The sequence below is a fragment of the Streptomyces rubradiris genome (assembly GCF_016860525.1).
Lineage (GTDB): Bacteria > Actinomycetota > Actinomycetes > Streptomycetales > Streptomycetaceae > Streptomyces > Streptomyces rubradiris.
Genome location: NZ_BNEA01000001.1, coordinates 1323712 through 1344344 on the forward strand (window position 1 = coordinate 1323712; position 20633 = coordinate 1344344).

The 20633-nt window shown below is 74.2% G+C and carries 20 protein-coding genes; 7 read left to right on the forward strand and 13 right to left on the reverse strand.

The window, feature by feature from the left end; genetic code table 11:
• The first annotated feature begins 61 nt into the window (after nucleotides 1–61).
• The 3 genes from Srubr_RS06180 to Srubr_RS06190 all read left to right on the forward strand — a co-directional run bounded on the left by Srubr_RS06180 (nucleotide 62) and on the right by Srubr_RS06190 (nucleotide 2533).
• Complete coding sequence (locus tag Srubr_RS06180; protein ID WP_229926717.1) at nucleotides 62–493, forward strand: hypothetical protein; 432 nt, start codon at nucleotides 62–64, stop codon at nucleotides 491–493.
• 116 nt (nucleotides 494–609) lie between these two features.
• Entirely contained in the window at nucleotides 610–1704 is a 1095-nt protein-coding gene (locus Srubr_RS06185) for a DUF5925 domain-containing protein (RefSeq protein ID WP_189996090.1), read from the forward strand.
• 46 nt (nucleotides 1705–1750) lie between these two features.
• On the forward strand, nucleotides 1751–2533 hold the full coding sequence (locus tag Srubr_RS06190) for a DUF72 domain-containing protein (protein ID WP_189996089.1): 783 nt from the start codon (nucleotides 1751–1753) through the stop codon (nucleotides 2531–2533).
• 114 nt (nucleotides 2534–2647) lie between these two features.
• Here the strand turns inward: Srubr_RS06190 and Srubr_RS06195 are convergent, their stop codons facing one another.
• On the reverse strand, nucleotides 2648–3019 hold the full coding sequence (locus Srubr_RS06195; protein WP_189996088.1) for a GntR family transcriptional regulator: 372 nt from the start codon (nucleotides 3017–3019) through the stop codon (nucleotides 2648–2650).
• A 72-nt stretch (nucleotides 3020–3091) separates the two neighbouring features.
• Here Srubr_RS06195 and Srubr_RS06200 point away from each other — a divergent pair, with 72 nt between their 5' ends.
• Both Srubr_RS06200 and Srubr_RS06205 read left to right on the forward strand, forming a co-directional pair.
• Entirely contained in the window at nucleotides 3092–4021 is a 930-nt protein-coding gene (locus Srubr_RS06200; RefSeq protein ID WP_189996087.1) for a GNAT family N-acetyltransferase, read from the forward strand.
• 313 nt (nucleotides 4022–4334) lie between these two features.
• Complete coding sequence (locus tag Srubr_RS06205; RefSeq protein ID WP_189996086.1) at nucleotides 4335–4472, forward strand: hypothetical protein; 138 nt, start codon at nucleotides 4335–4337, stop codon at nucleotides 4470–4472.
• A gap of 12 nt (nucleotides 4473–4484) precedes the next feature.
• Here Srubr_RS06205 and Srubr_RS06210 read toward each other — a convergent pair whose 3' ends face one another.
• The gene (locus Srubr_RS06210) at nucleotides 4485–4964 is read right to left on the reverse strand and encodes a GNAT family N-acetyltransferase (protein ID WP_189996381.1); all 480 of its coding nucleotides are present in this window, start codon (nucleotides 4962–4964) and stop codon (nucleotides 4485–4487) included.
• Between the two features lie 187 nt (nucleotides 4965–5151).
• Between Srubr_RS06210 and Srubr_RS06215 the strand changes: the two genes are divergently transcribed.
• Complete coding sequence (locus Srubr_RS06215; protein WP_189996085.1) at nucleotides 5152–6120, forward strand: lytic polysaccharide monooxygenase auxiliary activity family 9 protein; 969 nt, start codon at nucleotides 5152–5154, stop codon at nucleotides 6118–6120.
• A gap of 50 nt (nucleotides 6121–6170) precedes the next feature.
• Here the strand turns inward: Srubr_RS06215 and Srubr_RS06220 are convergent, their stop codons facing one another.
• Both Srubr_RS06220 and Srubr_RS06225 read right to left on the reverse strand, forming a co-directional pair.
• Nucleotides 6171–7037, reverse strand: coding sequence for an esterase/lipase family protein (locus Srubr_RS06220; RefSeq protein WP_189996084.1), 867 nt, complete (start codon nucleotides 7035–7037; stop codon nucleotides 6171–6173).
• Between the two features lie 162 nt (nucleotides 7038–7199).
• Nucleotides 7200–7646 (reverse strand): MarR family winged helix-turn-helix transcriptional regulator, encoded by a 447-nt coding sequence (locus tag Srubr_RS06225; protein ID WP_189996083.1) that lies wholly within the window; start codon nucleotides 7644–7646, stop codon nucleotides 7200–7202.
• A gap of 87 nt (nucleotides 7647–7733) precedes the next feature.
• Between Srubr_RS06225 and Srubr_RS06230 the strand changes: the two genes are divergently transcribed.
• Nucleotides 7734–8108 carry a cupin domain-containing protein gene (locus Srubr_RS06230; protein WP_189996082.1) on the forward strand — a complete coding sequence of 125 codons (375 nt, stop codon included), beginning with the start codon at nucleotides 7734–7736 and terminating at the stop codon, nucleotides 8106–8108.
• A gap of 23 nt (nucleotides 8109–8131) precedes the next feature.
• On the opposite strand, the gene Srubr_RS06235 is transcribed toward Srubr_RS06230, so the two are convergent.
• The 9 genes from Srubr_RS06235 to Srubr_RS06275 form a co-directional block, all read right to left on the reverse strand.
• The gene (locus tag Srubr_RS06235) at nucleotides 8132–9100 is read right to left on the reverse strand and encodes a DNA polymerase Y family protein (RefSeq protein WP_189996081.1); all 969 of its coding nucleotides are present in this window, start codon (nucleotides 9098–9100) and stop codon (nucleotides 8132–8134) included.
• A complete protein-coding gene (locus tag Srubr_RS06240; RefSeq protein ID WP_189996080.1) occupies nucleotides 9097–12603 on the reverse strand; it encodes a DNA polymerase III subunit alpha in 3507 nt (1168 codons plus the stop codon). Before Srubr_RS06240 ends, Srubr_RS06235 begins: the two co-directional genes overlap by 4 nt.
• A 199-nt stretch (nucleotides 12604–12802) precedes the next feature.
• Entirely contained in the window at nucleotides 12803–13705 is a 903-nt protein-coding gene (locus tag Srubr_RS06245; RefSeq protein WP_189996079.1) for a S1 family peptidase, read from the reverse strand.
• A gap of 244 nt (nucleotides 13706–13949) precedes the next feature.
• Nucleotides 13950–14732: a DUF1684 domain-containing protein gene (locus Srubr_RS06250; protein ID WP_189996380.1), complete on the reverse strand. Its 783-nt coding sequence runs from the start codon at nucleotides 14730–14732 to the stop codon at nucleotides 13950–13952.
• 22 nt (nucleotides 14733–14754) lie between these two features.
• Entirely contained in the window at nucleotides 14755–16053 is a 1299-nt protein-coding gene (locus tag Srubr_RS06255; RefSeq protein ID WP_189996078.1) for an NtaA/DmoA family FMN-dependent monooxygenase, read from the reverse strand.
• Nucleotides 16050–17132, reverse strand: coding sequence for an LLM class flavin-dependent oxidoreductase (locus Srubr_RS06260; protein WP_189996077.1), 1083 nt, complete (start codon nucleotides 17130–17132; stop codon nucleotides 16050–16052). Before Srubr_RS06260 ends, Srubr_RS06255 begins: the two co-directional genes overlap by 4 nt.
• A 34-nt stretch (nucleotides 17133–17166) precedes the next feature.
• On the reverse strand, nucleotides 17167–17928 hold the full coding sequence (locus Srubr_RS06265) for an amino acid ABC transporter ATP-binding protein (protein ID WP_289970766.1): 762 nt from the start codon (nucleotides 17926–17928) through the stop codon (nucleotides 17167–17169).
• Complete coding sequence (locus Srubr_RS06270; RefSeq protein ID WP_189996076.1) at nucleotides 17925–19706, reverse strand: FAD/NAD(P)-binding protein; 1782 nt, start codon at nucleotides 19704–19706, stop codon at nucleotides 17925–17927. Before Srubr_RS06270 ends, Srubr_RS06265 begins: the two co-directional genes overlap by 4 nt.
• Nucleotides 19703–20560 (reverse strand): amino acid ABC transporter permease, encoded by an 858-nt coding sequence (locus Srubr_RS06275; RefSeq protein WP_189996075.1) that lies wholly within the window; start codon nucleotides 20558–20560, stop codon nucleotides 19703–19705. The genes Srubr_RS06270 and Srubr_RS06275 overlap by 4 nt, the downstream gene beginning before the upstream one ends.
• Nucleotides 20561–20633 lie beyond the last annotated feature (73 nt).

Below are 20633 nucleotides of genomic sequence, written 5' to 3' on the forward strand. Positions count from 1 at the left end.
CCGCCGACGGCTGCGCCACATTGAAACCCGGCATCAGGCGCGTCGGGGGGCAAAGTCGCCAATGCAGAACATACGTATCAAGCCACCTTCGCCGGACGGCACCGGGACGGACACCGACTGCGTCCGGCCGGGGCCGGGGAGGGGCCCGGCACCGGTGCTCGTCGGGGCCGTGGCCGCCGTCGCGACGGCCGGCGCGCTGCTCGCGCTGATCGACTCCGGATCACCCCTGCGTGCCCCGTGCACGCTCTTCTTTCTGCTCGCGGCGCCGGCCGGGGCGATCGCCGCAGCGCTGCGCGGGCCGGATCCGCTCGGCCGCGCGGTCACCGCCCTCGCGGGCGCGATCGCCGTCGACCTGCTGGTCGCCCAGTGCATGCTGGCCGCGCACCGCTGGTCGGCCGGGGGCGGGGTGGTCGTGGTGACCGGGTTCAGCCTGCTGGTCCTGCTGGTCGCGCTGTTGCGGGGGCGCGGTTCCGGGAGGGGCCGGCACGACTGACGCTTCCGGACGTGGAGCCGGTGGTCGGGCTTCCGAAGGACGGTACGGCTCTTCCGGCGGAGCGTTGGGCCGGAAATGCCGTGCGGGCGGGGCATCCGTGCCGGATCATGGCGGACATGTCCGCGAACCCACACGACGCCCTGCCGATCCGGCTCCACGTCGACGATTCCGACTCCCCGTCCGACGTCGTCGACGCGCTGTTCCTCGGCCGCTTCGCGACGGGCGAGCAACCGTACTCGCACGCGGTGAACATCGACCGCGTCCGCTCCGGAGCGACCCTGCTGCCGGAGGGCGCCCGAGTGCTGCGGGTGGCCCGCGACGACGACCGCAGCGCGACCCTCGCCGAGGGGGACGGCTGGACCCTGCTGGTCTCCCGCTGGAACCGGGGCGCGGACGTGACGGTCACCGCGACCAGCGCCGACCTGGCCGAGCGGATCCTCGGCCAGGCCACGGACGGCGCGGCCGACGAGCCGGAACCGCAGCCGGAGAACGTGACGATGGGGTTCTGGTACGTCTCCCCGCGGCGCGGCCCGCACCGCACCACCCGGCAGATCTCCGCGGGCACCTGGGAGGAGGTCCGGGCCAACTACACGGCGCCGGTGGCGGACGCCATGGACCGGCTGATGCGGACGACGCCCGAGGACATCGCCGGCCGGCTGCTGCTGCTCCACGGCCCGCCGGGCACCGGCAAGACCTCCGCGCTGCGCACGCTGGCCCGTTCCTGGCGGGACTGGTGCCAGGTCGACTGCGTCCTGGACCCCGAGCGGCTCTTCTCCGACGTCGGCTATCTGATGGACATCGCGATCGGCGAGGACGACGGCGCGGGCAAGGGCCGCTGGCGCCTGCTGCTGCTGGAGGACTGCGACGAACTGATCCGCGGCGAGGCCCGGCACACCGCGGGACAGGCCCTGTCCCGGCTGCTGAACCTCACCGACGGCCTGCTCGGCCAGGGCCGCAACGTACTGGTCGGCGTCACCACCAACGAGGACCTGGAGCGGCTGCACCCGGCCGTGGTCCGCCCCGGCCGCTGCCTGGCCCGGATCGAGGTGGGCCCGCTGACCCACCGGGAGGCGGTGGACTGGCTCGGCACCGAGCAGGGCATCGGCCGGGAGGGCGCGACCCTGGCCGAGCTGTACGCGCTGCGCCGGGGCACCGCGCCGACGTCGGTACCGGGGGCCCGGGAGGGAGCGGACGCGGGGCTGTACCTGTGAGCACCGCTCGGGTGAGTACGGCCACGGCGAGTGCTTTCATGGGGGTATGACCCTGTATGTCGGAACGTCGGGGTGGCAGTACAAGGACTGGCGGGACCTCGTCTATCCGGCCGGGGTGCCGGCGCGGCGGTGGCTGGAGGAGTACACCCGGCTGTTCGCGACCGTGGAGATCAACAACGCCTTCTACCGGCTGCCGTCGTACGACACCTTCGCCGGCTGGCGGGAGCGGGTGCCGCCGGACTTCGTGGTCGCGGTCAAGGCCAGCCGGTTCCTCACCCACGTCAAGCGGCTGAAGGAGCCCGGGGAACCGGTGCACCGGCTGCTGACCCACGCGGCGGGTCTCGGCGACCGCCTCGGCCCCGTCCTCCTCCAGCTCCCGCCCACCCTGCGCGCCGATGCGGCCCTGCTGGACGCCTGCCTGGCCTGTTTCCCGCCCGGTACGAGGGTGGCGGTCGAGCCCCGGCACGACTCCTGGTGGACCGGCGAGGTGCGCGCGGTGCTGGTGGCCCGGGGCGCGGCCCTGTGCTGGGCGGACGTCCTGGCACGCCCGGCCGGCCCGCTGTGGCGCACCGCCGGCTGGGGCTACGTCCGCTTCCACCAGGGCCGCGCCCGGCCCTGGCCGCGCTACGGCCGGCACAGCCTGGAGACCTGGGTGGACCGCGTCGCGACGACCTGGCCCGACGACCAGGACGTGTACGCGTACTTCAACAACGACCCGGGCGGCGCGGCGGTACAGGACGCGGTGGTGTTCGGGCGGGCGGCACGCCGGGCGGGGCTGACGGTGACGAGAACACCGGAGCGGGCGAACTCGCGCAGCGGCGCCGGCTGATTCCCGCCGAGGGACAGGCGCCCGGCGGCCCGGAACCGCCGCTGCCGCCGCCCCACGCCCCCGAGCGAGCACACATCGGCCGGGGAACGGCCGGGCGGCGGAACGGGCCCCTCCTCAGTCCTCCCCGTAAGCCGCCCGCAGGGCGTCCCGTACGGCGTGCAGTGCCTCGTCCTCGGCGAGGCCGAGCCGCCGGGCACGCTCGGCGTACGCCTGGGCGGCCGAGGCAGCCTCCCGCTGCGCGGCCGGTCCGGCGGCGGCCACGAACGTGCCGTTGCGGCCCCGCGTCTCGATCACCCCGTCGCCCTCCAGCGCCCGGTACGCCTTGGCCACCGTGTTCACCGCGAGCCCCAGTGACTCGGCCAGCCCCCGGACGGTGGGCAGCCGGTACCCCACCGGGAGCGCCCCGGACCGCGCCTGCTCGGAGATCTGCGCCCGCACCTGCTCGTACGGGGGCGCGCTGTCATCGATGCGGATCTTCAGGCTCACGGGGCCGATTGTCCCGCACCCGCCGGAAAATGGGAGGCAGCCCGGCGGCCCGGCCTCGTACGGTGCGGTGCCATGACAGTCCTCGTACGTGACTTGCGCCCTGATGTCCCGGCCGATGCGGAGGGCTTCGCCCGGGTGCGCCGCCTCGCGCTGCCGTACATCCTGTTCACCCCGGACTCGGTGCGGCACACGGCCGCCCACATCCGTCCCGCCGCCCGGTTCCGGCCGCTCGTCGCGGAGGAGGACGGCGAGATCATCGGCACGGCGCAGGTCCATCTGATCCACGACAGCCCCGAGCCGGGCCAGGGCGCGCTGAACATCTACGTCCGCCCGGACCGGACCGGGCGCGGGGCCGGCCGGCTGCTGACGCGGGTCGCCGAGGAGTACCTGGCGGACCTGGGCGCGACCCGGCTGCTGGCCTGGGCCCTGGACGAGCCGGCCAACCGGGCCTTCGCCGAGCGGCACGGCTACCGGCCGGGCCGCAGCGCCCACTTCCTCCGGCTCGACCTGGCGCACGGCACCCTGCCGCCGGTCCCCAAGACCCCGCCCGGGGTGGAGCTGCGCACGGCCGCCGACTTCGCGGCCGATCCCCGGCCGCTGTTCGAGCTGGACGCGGAGACGGTGCGCGACGAACCGGGCGATGTGGACACCGAGTTCACGGACTACGACGCGTGGGTCGAGGAGGTCTGGCACCACCCGCTGCTGAACCGGGAGCTGACCGTGGTGGTCTGCGCCGACGGCCGACCGGTCGCCTTCACCGTGGCCTACACCGACGGCGGCACCCGTTACTCGACGGCGATGACCGGCACCGTCCGCGCCCACCGCGGCCGTGGCCTGGCCAAGCTCGCCAAGATCCATTCCCTGCGCCGGGCCCGCGCCGCCGGTCTCACCGAGGCGTTCACGGGCAACGACACCGGGAACGAACCCATGATCGCGATCAACAAGTGGCTCGGATACGACTTCTGCGCGCGGGAGGTCCGTTACGTCCGTGACTTCGGCTGAGGCCACACGACGGCCACCACCGCGTACCGCTCGCCGACCACCTCCTCGCGCCACAGCGCACCGCGCCCGGACGGTCGCTCCCCGCGCACGGCCTGGGTCGGCGGCTCCACAGGATCGGGCGCATCCCAGACCGCTTCCGGGGCACCAGCACCCCTGTGCGTGGTCTCGCTCTTCATGCCCGGAGGGTGACACACGCCACTGCCAGTACGGACGTGACAGCCACCACTGACAAACCGGTACCGATGAGGAAATCTCCCGGAAAACGTCTACCTCCGTGACAACACGGAACCCGGTAGCCACGAAGGAGGCAGCGATGCGCCGCATGACCGTGCAGAAGAAGCCCCTGAAGCGGACGGACAGCCGCCGGATATCCGAGGAGGCGGAAGAGACCCCGGCGGGACGGCCGGAGGTGCGCAAGGACATCGCGCGCACCTGGTGGCCCGACGCCTGACACGAGGGCGGCTCAGCCCAGCAGTTTGCGGTAGTGGACCCGGTCGTAGGGGCCGTCGACCCGGCGGGCCACGACCTCGTAGCCGTAGCGCGGATAGATCTTCTGGTTCTCCCACATCATCGCGTTCGTATAGAGCCTGATCTCGCCCAGCCCGAGTGCTCGCGCGCGTGCGTCGACGAAGCGCAGCAGGCGGCGTCCGACGCCCGTGCCGTGGGCTTGCGGGTGGACGGCGATGCTGTCCAGGAAGAGATGGTCGGCGAACGCCTCGACCACCACCAGCCCGACGACGGGATCGCCGGTGACGAACACCTTGCCTGCGGCCACGTCCGCCGCGTGGTCGGCCTCCATGGGCTGGGGCACGACCCCGATGCGCTCGATGTAGTGGTGGTACGCCGCGTCCGTCACCGCCCGCACGGCGGGTACGTCCCGCGCGCCGGCCGGCCGGACCTGTTCCGTGCCGGCGCTGCCTTCCGTGCCGGCGCTGTCTTCCATGCCGGCGTTGCCTTCCGTGCCGCTGTGGCTCTTGTCGATCATGGGGCGCACGCTATCTGTCTGAGCTGAGCCTGAGCACTCCCTTAAGCGGACCATAAGGATCTCCTCCCACGGCTCCCGACGGGCGTTCCGGCGCTGTCGCGGGGCTAGCTTCGGATCGCCCACGCACCGTTCGGAGGAGATCCGCATGCCCAGCAGCCGCAAGGCCACAGCGTCCGCCGTCACCGTCGCCGCGCTCGGTCTGAGCGTGTTCGCCGCGTGGCCCGCGGCCGCGCACGGCACGATGGGCGACCCGGTCAGCCGGGTCGCGCAGTGCTACGCGGAAGGCCCGGAGAGCCCGGAGTCGGCCGCGTGCGAGGCGGCCGTCGCGGCGGGCGGGACGCAGGCCCTGTACGACTGGAACGGCATCCGGATCGGCGACGCGGCCGGGCGGCACCGGCAGTCGATCCCGGACGGCCGGCTGTGCAGCGCGGGCAACGAGGAGTTCAAGGGGCTCGACCTGGCCCGCGCCGACTGGCCTGCGACGCGCGTGCACGGCGGGTCGTACACCTTCAAGTACCGGGTGACCGCGTCGCACAAGGGAACGTTCACCGTGTACGCCACGAAGCCGGGGTACGACCCTGCGAAGCGACTGGCCTGGGCCGACCTGGACCTGGAGCACCCGGTGGCGGAGGTCACCGACCCGGTCCCGGCGGGCGGCTTCTACACCTTCACCGGCACCCTGCCCGAGCGGTCCGGCCGACATCTGCTGTACGCGGTGTGGCAGCGCTCGGACAGCCCGGAGGCGTTCTACTCGTGCTCGGACGTCGACTTCGGCGGCGCCGGCGACGGCAGCGCTCCCGCGCCGAGCGCGTCCGCGCCCTCCGAGGAGCAGATCGCGGCCGGCGCCGGCAAGTCGACGGTCGAGCACCACGGGCACGGGGACGACGACGCGCACACCTCGGCGGAACCGGCCGCCGCCGCCCCGGCGGAGCAGCCCGCCACACCGGCCAACCGTCCGGAGGCGGAAGGGGGTTCGGCGAGGCTGGCCGAGACGGGCGCCTCCGCCGGCGCCTCCTCCCTCGCCGTCGGCGGCGCGGCGGCGCTGGCGGTCGGCTCGGCCGCGCTGTTCCTGTCGGTGCGGCGGCGCGCGGCGGGCGGCGGCCGGCGCCGGTGAGGCTCCGGGGCCTGTCCGGCGGCTCAGACCGGACAGGCCCCGGCGGCGGCTCAGCTCAGGGCTGAGGCGCAGGTGGTGGCGGTGGCGTGGGCCGGGTCCAGGGCGTTGGCCACCTCGTGGAAGGCGATCCGGTCGAACAGGCCGATCGCGAGGTGTTCGGACAGGTCGAGCGGGCAGAGGTCCTGGAGCAGGACGTTGCGGACGTCCGAGCCGCTCAGGTACTGGGTGCGCCAGGGGGTGACCACCTCGTCGTACTTGGTGGCGATGACGGTGTAGCGCACGCCGGGGACGGTGTCGCCGCCCGCGTTGAGCTTGGTGAGGAAGCCGGAGCCGGCGATCTGGTCGGCGAGACCGGGGGTGGTGGCCTTGAGCAGGTCCTCGGCGCCGGGGAAGTACGGCAGCAGGTTGGTGAGGCCGATCAGGTCGGTGCCGTGGTTGTCGGGGGCTATGCCGACGAGGGCGTGCACCTTGGCCGCGCCGCCGAGGAACTTCAGGTAGTAGCGGGGCATCATGCCGCCCTGGGAGTGGCCGACCAGGTCGGCCTCGGCGGCTCCGGTGGCGGCGAGCACCTTGTCGACGAAGGCGGACAGCTGCCCGGCCGACTTGTCGATGGGCCCGAGACCGTGGAAGAGCGGCACCCCGGGGAGCTGCCCGTAGTCGAGGGAGTAGACGCAGTATCCGCGGCTGGTGAGGTACGGGGCGAGGCCGAGCCAGTTGTCGACCGAGTTGCCGAAGGTGCCGTGGACGAGGACGACGGGCCGGGGATGGGCGGCGGACGGCTTGCACGCGTAGTCGTTCCAGCCGCCGCCGGCCGCGGCGGTGCCGGAGGCACGGGCGGTGGCGGCCGGCACGGCGGCGAGGGCGAGGGCGAACAGAAGCGCGGCGAGCGGTCTGAGCACTCGCTTCCAGGGCAGCATCGTGTGATCTCCTTGCGGCTCAAAGGGAGGTGCACGGCCAACCCTGTGATCCGGATCACGGGATGCTGTTCACTCGTCAAGTTACGGCCGAGTACTCCAACTGTGAAGTTACGCGCCAGTAAAAACTTGCGGTGCTAACCAGATCCCCACCCCGACACTCCGTCACCAGGCAGGTCTGACCGGCCCGCGGGGCGCGATGCGCACCAACCGGTCCAGCAGCACGCCCACTTCGCCCTCCCCCAGCGCCTCGGCCCACTTCCCGACCACTTCACCGGCCGCCTCCTCCGCCGCCCGGGTGCACGCCCAGCCGCGTTCGGTCAGCACGACCAGCCGGGCCCGCGCGTCCCCGGGGTGCGGCCTGCGCTCGACGTACCCCTTGCGCTCGACCTCGTCCACCAACTGACTCGCCGCCTGCTTGGTCACCCCCAGATGCGCGGCGAGATCCGTGACGGTGGCCCCGGCGGGAGCGAGCCGCGCGAAGGCGAACCCGTGGGCGGGCCGCAGGCCCGGGAAGCCCCGGGCGACCACGCCCTCATGAATGCGCTGCGCGAGGTCGCCGGCCACGGCGAGGACGGCGGCGGACAGGGCCAGGGCATCGGAGTTCTGCACGGAGGCATTCAAACACTGTTGCCAATTCGGTCAAGCTGCCTGACTATGTAGTCAAGCTACTTGACCAAGTGAACGGAGATCACCGTCATGCCCGTAGTCCGCTCCTCGGCAGCCGTCACCCACGAGATCCGCGGTGCCCGTTTCGTCTCGTACGCCTCTCCTCGTACCGGCAGCACCGAACTGTGTGCCTGGCGGGGCGAGATACCGGCCAGGACCAAGGCGCCCGCCCATACCGTCAGCCGGGAGGAGATCCTTCACCTGCTCGCCGGTGAACTCCTGATCACTCTCGACGGGCACAGCGAGCGGATCGCGGCCGGCGACACGGTGATCGTGAACCCCGGCACGACCCTGGCCGTCGAGAATCCGACCGGCCACACCGCGCTCACCTGGGTCACCACCTCCGTCGGCCTCACCGCGGAGCTGGCCGACGGCACGCTGCTGGCCCCGCCGTGGGCCAACTGAACCAAGGGTCAGGCGCGGCGAAGTCACGCCGCCAAGGCGCCCGGGAACGCCGCGCGGGGGCCGAACTTGGCTCGGGCTCGGTCTGCCGTTTGCTCGAGGCGGCGGACCTTCTCGTCCACGGGGTCGAAGGTGAGCTGGTGGGCGGCCTGGTCGGCGGGGGTCAGGTCCTCGGCGCGCAGGGCGAGCGCGCGGACCCGGGCGCGTTGCAGGCCCAGCGCCTCGTACATGCCGTAGGCCGTCCTCGTCAGGGCCGCCGAGTGCGCGGTCGGCTCCTTCAGGGCGCGGCCGCGGGTGGTGGCGGACCGGTCGGCGTAGCGCACGGTGAGGGTCAGGGTGCGGCAGACCTTCTCCACCGCGCGCAGCCGGGCGCCGATCTCCTCGGCGGCCGACAGCAGCGCCTTGCGGTGCCGCCCGGGGTCCAGCTCGTCGAGGGAGAAGGTCCGTTCGGTCACCAGTGAGCGGGAGACAGCGTTCGGGACGACCCGGCCGCGGTCGACGCCGCTCGCCTTCTCCCGCAGTTCCCGGCCCGCCCGCGCCCCGATCAGCCGCTGGAGCGTGGACAGCGGCGCGGCGGCGACCCGGCCCAGGGTGTCCAGGCCGTACTCGTCCAGGGTGCGGGCGGTCGCCGCGCCGACGCCGGGCAGCGCGGTGACGGGCTGGCCGGCGAGGAACTCGGCGACGGCGTCCGCCGGCACCGCGCGGGTCACCCCGGGCCGGGCCTCGCGCAGCGCCACCCGGGCCAGCATCGGGCCCGGCCCGGCGCCGATCGCGCAGTCGACGCCGTACCGGGCGAGGGCCCGTACCCGGATCACCGAGGCCAGCTCCACCGCGTCGCGCCCGAAGTACCGTTCGGCGCCGCGCAGATCGGCCAGCGCGCCGTCCGGCGGCAGCGCCTCCACCACCGGGGTGAACTCCTCCAGCAGCCCGAGCAGCCCCGGCAGGGCCGCCTCGTACATCGGCGGCAGCTGGAAACGTACGCAGAGGATGGTCATCCCGCACTCCCCGGACTCTGGTGCCACAACTTCCGTACCGCCGCGGGGGCCCGCGCGGCGTCCTCACCCGCGGGCCGCAGATCGGCCCAGGGGTGCAGCTCGTATCCCGTGGGCATGCGGATCGTCCGGTCCGCCATCGGGTCGCGGGCCGCGGAGCCGGCCGGCGCGGGCGGCCCCTCGGACCCGGCGACCCGGGTCCGGAACGGGCCGTCGTCGCCCTCCGCCGGCGTCCCGTCCGCGCCGGTGGGCGCGGCCAGCCGGGCGGCGACCCCGTCGAGCCCCTCCGCGCGCCGCACCTCCACCAGGTCGGCGAGGTTCCAGGCGGCGGAGCCGACCACGCTGAGGCTGCGCGGGCCGCGCCGCTGCACCACCCCGCGCACCAGCAGCAGCCAGGAGTGGAAGACGGTGTGGGCGCAGGCGTCGTGGGAGTCGTCGAAGAAGGCCAGGTCCACCAGCCCCGTGCCGTCGTCCAGGGTGGAGAAGATGACCCGCTTGCCGGAGCGGATCGGCGGGGTCTGGGTGGCCGCCTTGGCGCCCGCGACCAGCACGGTCTCCCCGTGCCGGGCCGTGCGCAGCCGGCGCGCGGAGACCACGCCCAGCTCGGCGAGGAACTCCCGGTGGTCGTCCATGAGATTGCGCGAGGCGTCCATGGACAGCACGCCCAGCTCGGCGCTGAGCCGCTCCGCCGGGGTCAGGTCCGGCAGCCCGGCCGGCGCGGTCTTCCGGCCGCCGGCCAGCGGGAGCTGGCCACCGCCGCCGCCCCGGGCCCCCCGGTGCAGCTCGGACAGGTGCAGTTGCAGGTCGCGCCGGTTGGCGCCGAAGGCGTCCAGCGCGCCCACCTGGGCGAGCCGCTGGGCCAGCGGGCGGCTCGGCCGGGCCCGCTCCCAGAAGTCCACCAGCGAGGAGTACGGCTGTCCGTCCGCGATCCGTCGCGCCTCGGCCTCGCTGATGCCGTGGACGTCGCGGAGCGCCAGCCGCAGCCCCCACACCTTCGAATCGGACACCAGTTCGATCCGATGGGCGGCCCCGGAGACGTTCACGTCCAGCGGCAGGACCGGCACCCCGCGCCGCCGGGCGTCCGCCAGCAGCAGCCGCTTCGGGTACATCCCCGGGTCGTGGGTGAGCAGCCCGGCGTAGAAGGCGGCCGGGTGATGGGCCTTCAGCCACGCCGACTGGTAGGTGGGCACGGCGAAGGCGACGGCGTGCGCCTTGCAGAAGCCGTACGACCCGAAGGCCTCCACGATCTCCCAGGTGCGCCCGATCGTCTCCGCGTCGTACCCCCGGGCCGCCGCCCGCTGGGCGAACCACACCCGGATACGGCCCTGCGAGTCGGGATCGGACAGCCCGCGCCGCACCCGGTCGGCCTCGCCCCGCCCGCAGCCGGTCATGATGGCGACGATGTCGATGACCTGCTCGTGGAAGACGACGACCCCGTACGTCCCCTTCAGCGGCTCCGCCAGGTCCGGGTGCGGGTAGCGCACCGGCGCCCGTCCGTGCCGCGCCTCGATGAACGGCCGGACCATGTCGGCGGCGACGGGGCCGGGCCGGAACAGCGAGATGTCCACGACCAGGTCGTGGAAGGTGCTCGGCTGGAGCCGCCCCACCAGGTCCCGCTGGCCGGGCGACTCGATCTGGAAGCAGCCCAGCGTCTCGGCGGACCGGATCAGCCGGTAGGTCTCCGGGTCGCCCGGCGCCACCGCGTCCAGGTCGATCCGCTCCCCGGTCGCCCGCTCCACCTCGGCGACCGCGTGCGCCATCGCCGACTGCATCCGCACCCCGAGGACGTCCAGCTTGAGCAGCCCGAGATCCTCCACGTCCTCCTTGTCGAACTGGGCCATGGGCAGCCCCTCGCCGCTGGTCGGCACCACCGGCGTACGGGCGAGCAGGGAGGCGTCGGACAGCAGCACCCCGCACGGGTGCATGGCGACCCCGCGCGGCAGCGCGTCGAGCGCCTCGACCAGCTCCCACAGCCTGCCGTACTTCTCCTTCTCCCCGGCGAGCCGCCGCAGTTCGGGCAGTTCCGCCAGGGCCGCGCGGGCGTCGCGGGCCCGGATGTGCGGGAAGGACTTGGCGATCCGGTCGGTCTCGGCCGGGTCCATGGACAGCGCGGCGCCCACGTCCCGGATGGCGTGCCGGACCCGGTAGGTCTCCGGCATGGCGACGGTCGCGACCCGCTCGGCGCCGAACCGGCCGATGATCGCCCGGTAGACCTCCAGCCGCCGCGCGGACTCCACGTCGATGTCGATGTCCGGCAGCACCACCCGCTCCTTGGACAGGAAGCGTTCCATCAGCAGCCCGTGCTCGACCGGGTCGGCGTGCGCGATCCCGAGCAGGTGGTTGACGAGCGACCCGGCCCCGGAACCGCGGGCGGCCACCCGGATGCCCATGGCCCGTACGTCGTCGACCACCTGGGCGACCGTCAGGAAGTAGGAGGCGAAGCCGTGGTGGGCGATGATGTCCAGCTCGTGGTGCATGCGTTCCCAGTACGCGCGCCGCCCGCCGTAGCCGAGCCGCAGCATGCCCGCCGCCGCCCGGGAGGCGAGCGCCCGCTGGGCGGTGCGCCGGCCGGCGCCGACGAGGTGCGGCTCGGGGAAGTGCACGCTGCCCAGGCCCAGGTCGTCCTCGGGGTCGACCCGGCACTCGGCGGCGGTGGCCAGGGTCTGCTCCAGCAGCCGGTGGGCGGCCCCCCGCCGGTACCCGGCCGCCTCCACGATCCGCTCGGCGGCGTCCAGCATGGCCGGGGCGTCCTTCAGCCATGCCTCGCCGGAGTCCAGCTCCCGGCGGGGGTCGATGGGCACCAGGCGCCGGGCGGCGTCCAGCACGTCGGCCACCGGTCCCTGCCCGGGGTCGGCGTACCGGACGGCGTTGCCGAGCACCGGCCGCACCCCCTGCTCGGCGGCGAACCCGACGGTACGGGCCGCCAGCCGCAGCGAGCCGGGACCGGTGCCGGTACGGCCGTGCCAGACGGTCTCCAGCCGCAGCGCGTCGCCGTACACCTCGCGCCACGGGGCCAGCAGGACCGCCGCCCGGTCGGGCCGGCCGGCGGCGAGCGCCCGCCCCACGTCCGAGTCGGGTCCGAGCAGCACCACCAGTCCCTCGCCCTGGTTGCCGGCCCACGGCAGCAGCGGGGTCCCGCCGTCCGCGTGCGCCGCGGTGACGAGCCGGCACAGATCGGCCCAGCCACGGGCGCCGTCCGCGGCGAGGAAGGTCACCCGGGGGTCCGACTCGTCCACGAAGGCACCGCCGCGTACCGGACTGCGGCGCTTGTCACGGCGTACGGGCTCCCTCGGCGCCACCGCCAGGTCCACCCCGAACAGCGGGCGGACGCCCGCCCCGGCGCAGGCCTTGGCGAAGCGCACGGCACCGGCGAGGGTGTCGCGGTCGGTCAGGGCGAGGGCGTCCATGCCCCGCTCCGCGGCGCGCTCGGCCAGCCGCTCCGGGTGGGACGCCCCGTACCTCAGGGAGAACCCGGAGACGGTGTGCAGATGCGCGAAGCCCGGCACACCCACCTCCCGCACACGTGAGCCCCGAAAACGACTCTCGAACATCAGTTCCCTACTGCTCTCCCCACCATACCTCCATTCCCGAACATGTGTACGACACCCGTTCGACCGCCTCCGACCTGCGCAAACGCGCTGCGGTCCCACGACGAGGCCCCCGCACACCGGGGTGTGCGGGGGCCGGGCCGGTACGGGCAGGGCGTCAGAAGACGTGCACCCCGTAGGCGCTCAGCGCCTCGGTGACCGGCTGGAAGAACGTCGTCCCGCCGGAGGAGCAGTTGCCGCTGCCGCCGGAGGTCAGGCCGTAGGCGGTGGAGCCGCCGTACAGCGGGCCGCCGGAGTCGCCGGGCTCGGCGCACACGGTGGTCTGGATCAGGCCGGAGACGACGTCGCCGCCGCCGTAGTTGACCGTGGCGTTGAGCGCGGTGACCCGGCCGCTGTGCGTCCCGGTCGTCGATCCGCGCCGGTAGACGGTCGTGCCCACCGACGGCGTGGCCGCGCTGGCGATGTCCTGGCTGCCCACGGCGCCCGACTTGGCCACCGAGCTGTTGGTGTAGCGCACGAGGCCGTAGTCGTTGCCGGGGAAGCTGGACCCGGCCGTGGTGCCGAGCGTGGTGGTGTGCCCGGAGTTCGACCACCAGGTGGTCGCACCGTCGGTGCAGTGCCCGGCGGTGAGGAAGAAGTAGTTGCCGCTGGAGTCCTGGACGTTGAAGCCCAGCGAGCAGCGCCAGCTGCTCGCGTAGATGGCGTCGCCGCCGGAGATCAGCTTGTTGAACTTGCCCGGCGTGTGCTTGATCACCAGGGCGTCCGCGCCGGCCCCGGCCTGCTTCTTGATCTTGGCGATCTCGGCCTCGGACACCGTGCTGTCGACGGTGACGACGACGCGGTTGGTCTTGGCGTCCACCGCCCAGGCCGTGCCGGGTACATCGGCCTTGAGGACGGAGTCGCTCGCCTGGGTGAGCTGGGCGGCGCTGAAGGTGTGGACGTCACTGGCGTTCGCGGTGGGGGCGGCGAACGCCGCCGCGGCGAGGAGGCCGGCGGCCACGGCCGTCAGCTGGGTCCGTCTTGCGGTGCCGGCGCGGGGAGTGGTGCGCTTGATCCTCACTTTTCGTTCCCTCCAAGGGAAGTCGGGGGCCCGCGTGGGGTCGGGGCCCGTGAGGCGCAGCCAGGAGCCCGACCGGATCGCGATGTACATGCCCCTGACAAGCGCTGGGGTGGAGTATTCGGCCGAACGGCCGGTCGGCACAAGGGTGCCTTTCGGCCGTCGGCCCGGAACCACCCGAACGCCCCCGGGACACCACCGGACCGGCCCCACGTCCTTCGGGCGGGACCGGCCGGCGCGCCGCGGCTCAGCTCAGCCGGCGTTCCCCCGCCTCCACCGCCACGTCCAGCGTGTTGCCGGGGGCCGGCAGGGGGCAGATGAAGTGGCCGGCGAAGGCGCACGGCGGGAGCTGCGCGCGGTTGAAGTCGACAGTCACGCGCCCCTCGGCGTCCGGCGCCGCCGGGAACAGGAAGCGGAACCGGAAGCTGGTGTCGCCGCTGGTGGCGTCGGCGAACACCGCCCACAGGCCGCCGTCCGCCCGCCGCGCGACCTTCAGCGTCCGCTCCCGGCCGGCCAGCGGGAAGACCAGCTCACCGGCGAGGTCGAAGCCGCGCTCGCGGCCGTCGGCGTTGCCGAGCCGGATGGTGCGGGCGGAGTCGTACGGCGTGAACCGGCCCGGCACCGACCAGCGGGGGTCGTAGGGGTCGGCCTCGATGCCCCGGAAGGCCCGCCGGGCGGCGGAGGCGGGGTCGTACACCCGTACTCCCCACACGCCCTCGCGCACCAGGACGACCAGCCGCTTCTCCCCCAGCGCGACCCGCGCCGCGGCCTCCGGGCCGCTGTCGACGGCCAGCCGGGTCTCGCCCGCGAAGGGCCGGCCGGCCACGGTCAGGCCGTCGGCCCCAGCGGCGGTGAGCACCACCCCGTCCGGTTCCGCCACCCACTTCCCCGGAATGTCCGGAAGTCGACCGTCCGGATAGTCCTCGATCCAGTGCGTGGCGGTCAGCGCGAGCGGTCCGTAGGGCGCCGAGACGCTCTCCACCCGCTCCTCGTGCCACCGCTTCCAGGCGTCGGACGCGTCCGTCGTCATCTCGTCGGTTCCCTTCCTCGTGTCAGTCGTCATCCGTCGTCCCTCCCGGCACCCCGAGATGGGAGCGGAGCGTGCCGCCCCGGTATTCCGTGCGGAAGGCGGAGCGCTCCTGGAGCAGCGGCACCACCCGGTCCACGAACTCCTCCAGCCCGTCCGGGAGCTGCGGGGCCAGCAGGAAGCCGTCGGCGGCCCCCTCCTCGGCGTACCGGTGCAGGTCGGCGGCGACCGTGCCGGGCGTGCCGACGAAGGATTGCCGGCCGCTCGCCTCGATCACGGTCTCCCGCAGGGAGAGCCCCTTCTCCTCGGCCAGCGCCCGCCAGCGCGCGGCGAGCGCGAGCGTACGGCGGTCCCGGGCGCGGGGCTCGGTCCGGGGCAGCGGGCCGTCGGGGTCGTACCCGGACAGGTCCGTTCCCCAGACCCGCTCCACCGCGCACAGCGCGTGGCGCGGGGTGATCAGCCGCCGTCTGATCCCGGCGGCCCGCTCCTGCGCCTCGGCCGCGGTGTCCCCGAGGACGACGGTGATCCGGGACATCACCTTCAGGTCCCCGGGGGCACGGCCGTACGCCGCGAGCCGCCGTTTGACGTCGGCGTAGCGGGCGCGGGCCGGCTCCGGCGGGACGTGCCGGACGAGGAGCACGTCGGCCCAGGCCGCGGCCGGCTCCCGGGCCCGCTCGCAGTCCCCGGAGCGGATCACCACGGGGTGGCCCTGGGGCGAGCGGGGCAGCCCGAACTCGCCCGCGATGTCGAAGTGCCGGCCCCGGTGGGCGAACGGCCTGGACACCCCCTCGGGGGTCCAGGAGTCCCATAACTTCCGTGTGGCCAGGACGAGTTCGGCGGCCCGGCCGTACGGGTCAAGGTGGCCGGCGAAGCGGTGGTCGGCGCCGGTGCGGGGGTCCGCCGGGACCGCCACCCGCCAGCCCGCCCGGCCCGCGCTCAGGTGGTCCAGGGTGGCCAGCGTGCGGGCGAGTTCGTAGGGCTGGGCGCAGGCGGCGTTCACGGTGGCGGCGAGACCGAGCCGGGTGGTGACCCCGGCGAGCGCGTTCAGCACGGCGACCGGTTCCGGCCCGCCGGCCGGAACCGGCTCGTGCGGCCGTCCCCGGTGCTCGGGCAGCGGCGGCTCCTCGTCCAGCAGGAGGAAGTCGAACAGGCCGCGCTCGGCGGTGCCGGCGAGCCGTTCGTAGGCGGCGAACGCGATCCGGGAACCGGCGCGCGTACCGGCCCACACCGCGTCCGGTCCCAGGCCGGCCGGGTCGTCGCCGCCCGCGTCGGGCCGGCCCGCGCCCGGCGGCGCGGCCGCCAGGTGCAGCTGTCGTACGGTCATGACGCCCTCCGGGGCACCGCCGGCGCCCCGGACACGGCGTACCGGCCGGCGGGCCGGGCCAGGCCCAGGTGCTCGCGCAGGGTGCTGCCCGGGTAGAAGGTGCGGAACAGGCCGCGGTGCTGGAGCAGCGCCACCGTGCCGTTGACCAGCCGCTCCAGGTCCCGGCGCGGTTCGACGGGGACGAAGTGGAAGCCGTCGGTGACGCCCTGGGCGTGCCAGGAGGCCACCAGTTCCGCGAGGTCGACGGGGCCGCCCCGGTACAGCGGCCCGTGCCCGGTGGGACGCGGCCCGCCGCCTCCGTGGCCGGGCCGCGCCGCGTGTTCGCCGTCGCCGAGGTCCACCAGCAGGCTCACCAGCACCCGCAGCGCCTCCGGGTCCCGCCCGAAGGCCCGCGCCTGCTCCCGCAGCCGGTCCCGTACGCCCGCGGCCTGGCCGGGTGAGGCCGCCCGGACCAGGGCGACGTCGGCGTGGCGGGCGGCGACCGCGCAGGCGTGGGCGTCGGTGGCGTCCACCACGCGGACCGGGTGGCCCTGCGGCGGCCGGGGCACGGTCGAGGGTCCCCGGACCGAGAAGCCGGTGCCGGTGAAGTCGACGCGGTGCACCCGGTCCCCGTCCAGGAAGCGGCCGCCGGCCACGTCCCGGATCTCGGCGCCGTCCTCCCAGCTGTCCCACAACCGGGCGGCCACGTCGGCGACCTCGCCCGCCTCCCGCCACAGGGCGTCGGCGGGTGCCGTGTGCCGGCGGCCGAACAGCCGGGCCTCCTCCTCGGTGACGGACACGTCGATCCGCCAGCCGGCCCGGCCCCGGCCGACCCAGTCCAGGGTGGCCACGGCGGCCTGCACCCGGAAGGGCTCGGTGTGGGTGGTGGTGACCGTCGGCACCAGTCCGATCCGCCGGGTCGCGGGCGCCACCCGGCACAGCACGCCGAGCGCGTCGGGGCCGGGCCGGGCGAAGGAGTCGTCCAGCGTCACGAAGTCCAGCCCGCCGCGCTCGGCGAGCCGCGCCAGAGCGGTGAACGCCCCGCCGTCGAAGACGCCCGGCAGATCGAGCGCGGCGGCGAGGTGCACCAGCCCCCTCATGCCGGCCCCTTCCCTCTCGCGTGCCGTTCCACCCTCACAGCACCTTCGCCAGGAACGTCCGGGTCCGCTCCTCGCGCGGCGCGCCCAGCACCTGCTGCGGGGTTCCCTGTTCCACGATCCGGCCGTCGGCCATGAACACCACCGTGTCGGCGACCTCGCGGGCGAACGCGATCTCGTGGGTGACGACGATCATCGTGGTGCCCTGCGCCGCCAGGTCCCGGATGACGTCCAGCACCTCCCCCACCAGCTCGGGGTCGAGCGCGGACGTCGGCTCGTCGAACAGCAGCAGCCTCGGCTCCAGCGCGAGCGCCCGCGCGATGGCCACCCGCTGCTGCTGCCCGCCGGACAGCTGGCGCGGATAGGCGCCGGCCTTGTCCCCGAGCCCGACCCGCTCCAGCAGCCGGTGCGCGGTCTCCTCCGCCGCCTTCCGGGGCCGCTTCAGCGCGGACACCGGCGCCTCGGTGACGTTCTCCAGGACGGTGAGGTGGGGGAAGAGGTTGAAGTTCTGGAAGACGAACCCGATCCGGGTGCGCTGCCGCAGCACCTCGCGCTCGGGCAGTTCGTGCAGCTTGTTCCCGGAGCGCCGGTAGCCCATCAGCGCGCCGTCCACGCTGATCTCGCCCCGGTCCACCTTCTCCAGGTGGTTGATGGTGCGCAGCAGGGTGGACTTGCCGGAGCCGGAGGGGCCGAGCACGACGGTGACCTCACCGGTGCGCACTTGGAGGTCGATGCCCTTGAGCACGTCGAGCGAGCCGAAGCTCTTGTACACCGACCTGATGTCGACCATGACGCTCATCGCGCGAGTTCCTTTGCTTGTGGGGCCGCGTGGGGGGCTGCCTGTGAGTGGAGGAAGAACAGCACCGCCCGGGCCGTCGCGTCGTTCTGCCGGAACGCGGGGCCGCCGGTGCGCGGCCGGGTGAACGCGCCGGGGGTGCGGACGTCGGTGTACGGGCCGAGCGCGAACCGCCGGGGGTGCGGGCGCCCGGCGGTGTCCAGGATGCGGCCGTCGCGGGGGTCGGTCCGGAGCAGTCCGTCGGGGGTCTCGGCGGCGCCGTCGGCGCGCAGTGCGCGCAGCAGGTTGTCGCGGGTCCGGCCGACGGCGGGCTCGGGCAGCCGGGCCTCCACCAGCGCCCGGGCGGTGACGGTGAAGCCCGGCACGGTGGGGCTGGCGGCCCGGAACACCCCGTCCTCGGCGGTGACGGTCATGCCGGCCCCGACGAACCGGAGCAGCCCGGCCCGGGACAGCGCGAGCATCTGCCGCAGCCGGGGTCCGGGCGGCCCGGACGCCAGGTAGCTGAAGAACCCGTGCCACCAGGGCCCGATGTCGCCGAGCCGCACCAGTTGCCCGTAGACGGAGAGCAGCCCGAGGAAGACGGCCAGGTCGGGGCTGTGGGCGGGGTCGTGGCGGCGGCGCAGGTCCGCCTCGATGTAGTCGCGCAGCCCGTCCTGGAAGGCGTCGTGCGAGGCGTACCGCACGCCGTCCAGCGGGCGGTCGAGCGCGGCCAGGTCGAGCCGGTCGGCGGGGTCGGGCACGGCGGCGGCGACCAGGGCCCGCAGCCCGTCGGGGCCGTCGGCCGCCGCGTACTTCTCCTCGAAGTCCCGCCAGGCCATCGCCGTGCGCCCGGGGTGGGCGGTGAACAGCCGGTGGTAGTGGGCGAAGCCCAGCTCCTTCTCGACCAGCGGCCACACATCGCGCCGGAAGTCGGGGCCGCCGGGGCGGGCCAGCAGGGCGTCCACCTCGGCGGGGCCGAGGAAGCGGGGCAGCGGAGGGCGGTCGCCGGCGAGGTCGTAGCCGATCTTGGAGTGGTACGGCACGCCGCGCCGGGAGCCGACGTGGAGCACCGGCTCCCGCCCCGAGGGCAGATACGTTTCGCCCTCGTACCGTCCGCCGCGGCCCTCGGTGAGCAGCACCATCAGGTCGACGAAGGCCAGCCCGAAGCCGCGGACGAGGACGGGTTCGCCGGGCCGCAGCGCGGACAGGTCGCTGTCGGCGGTGAAGTCGGGCGGTAGGTGCACCAGGCCGTGCTCGCGGGCGTAGGCGGCCAGCGCGGCCTGCTCGCCGTCGGGTTCGGCGTCCAGGTGGCCGAGGGCGAGGATCACCAGGTCGGCCGGGAGCGGGTCCGGGCGGCCGTCGAGCCACACCTGCTGGCGGCCCTCGCGGGGCCCGCTGATCCTGAGGGCGCGCCGGGGGTGGTGGTGGACGGTGACGTTCGGCGGCAGGGCGGCCCGGGCCCGTTCGTAGACCCAGCGCAGATAGCGGCCCTGGAGCCGCCGGTCGGGGAAGACGCGGCCGTCGAGCCCGGCCCACTCGTGCAGGGTGGGGCCCGGGCGCACCGGGCCGTCCATGGCCACCGTGTCGTCGGTGAACATGGTGACGTCCTCGGCGTGCGAGTTCATCCACAGCAGCGGGGACTGTTCCTGGCGCCATATGCGTCCGCCGCCCGGCGGGTGGGGGTCGACCAGGTGGATGTCCAGGCCCTCGCCGGCGTACAGGGCGGGCGCGTTGGCGGCGAGGCGTTCGAGGACGCCGGTCCCCCGCGGCCCGGCCCCGACGATCACCAGCTGCTGCCTCATCGGGTCTGCTCCGTGCCGCGCGCGTAGCGCTTCTCGACGTAGTACTGGCCGATGCCGAGCAGCGAGGTGACCACGGCGTACCAGAGGGTGGCGACCATCAGCAGCGGGATCACCTGGTAGGTGCGGTGGTAGACCAACTGGGCAGAGAACAGCAGGTCGTTGACGGCGATGATGCTGACGATCGAGGTGCCCTTGAGGGTGCCGATCAGCATGTTGGCGGCGGGCGGCACGATGGAGCGCATCGCCTGCGGCAGCACGATCCGCCACCAGCGCCGCCCGGGGCTCAGGCCGAGCGCCTGGGCGGCCTCGATCTGCCCGCGGTCGACGGAGAGGATGCCGCCGCGCACGACCTCGGCGGCGTAGGCGGCCTCGTGCAGGGTGAGGCCGACGATGGCGACGGCGACCGGGCTGAGCAGGTCGACGGTCTTCACGCCGAAGACCTGCGGGTACAGCGCCCCGATGTTGAACCACAGCAGCAGCTGCACCAGGATCGGGATGGACCGGAACAGCCATACGTAGCCCCAGGCGACCGCCCGCAGCACGGGGTTGGCGGACAGCCGGAACGCGGCGAGCAGGGTGCCGAGGGCGAAGCCGAGGGCCATCACCACGGCGGTCAGCCACAGGGTGAGCCACAGTCCGCGCAGGATGGCGTCGGAGGTGAAGTGGTCGGCGACGACGTCCCATTGGAACGCCTTGTTGTTCAGGACGGAGTTGACGGCGAACCCGAGCAGCACGAGGACGGCGACGGCCGCCGTCCACTGGCCGAAGCGGCGCCGCGGGACGATCCGCGGGGCGTCGGCGGGTTGGGGGGTCTTGGCCGGGGCGGGGGCTTGGGCGAGGGTGTCGGATGACATGCGAAGGCTCCGTGACGCGTGAATCGTCGGAACGAAGGTGATGCCTTCACACGGGCGCGCCGCGCGGCGCGGA

Coding starts and splice junctions, on each gene's coding strand:
- Srubr_RS06275 (WP_189996075.1), bottom strand. CDS start 20,560: ATGTCATCCGACACCCTCGCCCAAGCCCCCGCCCCGGCCAAGACCCCC.
- Srubr_RS06235 (WP_189996081.1), bottom strand. CDS start 9,100: ATGACCATCCTCTGCGTACGTTTCCAGCTGCCGCCGATGTACGAGGCG.
- Srubr_RS06205 (WP_189996086.1), top strand. CDS start 4,335: ATGCGCCGCATGACCGTGCAGAAGAAGCCCCTGAAGCGGACGGACAGC.
- Srubr_RS06250 (WP_189996380.1), bottom strand. CDS start 14,732: ATGACGACGGACGCGTCCGACGCCTGGAAGCGGTGGCACGAGGAGCGG.
- Srubr_RS06220 (WP_189996084.1), bottom strand. CDS start 7,037: ATGCTGCCCTGGAAGCGAGTGCTCAGACCGCTCGCCGCGCTTCTGTTC.
- Srubr_RS06260 (WP_189996077.1), bottom strand. CDS start 17,132: ATGAGGGGGCTGGTGCACCTCGCCGCCGCGCTCGATCTGCCGGGCGTC.
- Srubr_RS06265 (WP_289970766.1), bottom strand. CDS start 17,928: ATGAGCGTCATGGTCGACATCAGGTCGGTGTACAAGAGCTTCGGCTCG.
- Srubr_RS06215 (WP_189996085.1), top strand. CDS start 5,152: ATGCCCAGCAGCCGCAAGGCCACAGCGTCCGCCGTCACCGTCGCCGCG.
- Srubr_RS06180 (WP_229926717.1), top strand. CDS start 62: ATGCAGAACATACGTATCAAGCCACCTTCGCCGGACGGCACCGGGACG.
- Srubr_RS06270 (WP_189996076.1), bottom strand. CDS start 19,706: ATGAGGCAGCAGCTGGTGATCGTCGGGGCCGGGCCGCGGGGGACCGGC.
- Srubr_RS06255 (WP_189996078.1), bottom strand. CDS start 16,053: ATGACCGTACGACAGCTGCACCTGGCGGCCGCGCCGCCGGGCGCGGGC.
- Srubr_RS06200 (WP_189996087.1), top strand. CDS start 3,092: ATGACAGTCCTCGTACGTGACTTGCGCCCTGATGTCCCGGCCGATGCG.
- Srubr_RS06190 (WP_189996089.1), top strand. CDS start 1,751: ATGACCCTGTATGTCGGAACGTCGGGGTGGCAGTACAAGGACTGGCGG.
- Srubr_RS06230 (WP_189996082.1), top strand. CDS start 7,734: ATGCCCGTAGTCCGCTCCTCGGCAGCCGTCACCCACGAGATCCGCGGT.
- Srubr_RS06210 (WP_189996381.1), bottom strand. CDS start 4,964: ATGGAAGACAGCGCCGGCACGGAAGGCAGCGCCGGCACGGAACAGGTC.
- Srubr_RS06185 (WP_189996090.1), top strand. CDS start 610: ATGTCCGCGAACCCACACGACGCCCTGCCGATCCGGCTCCACGTCGAC.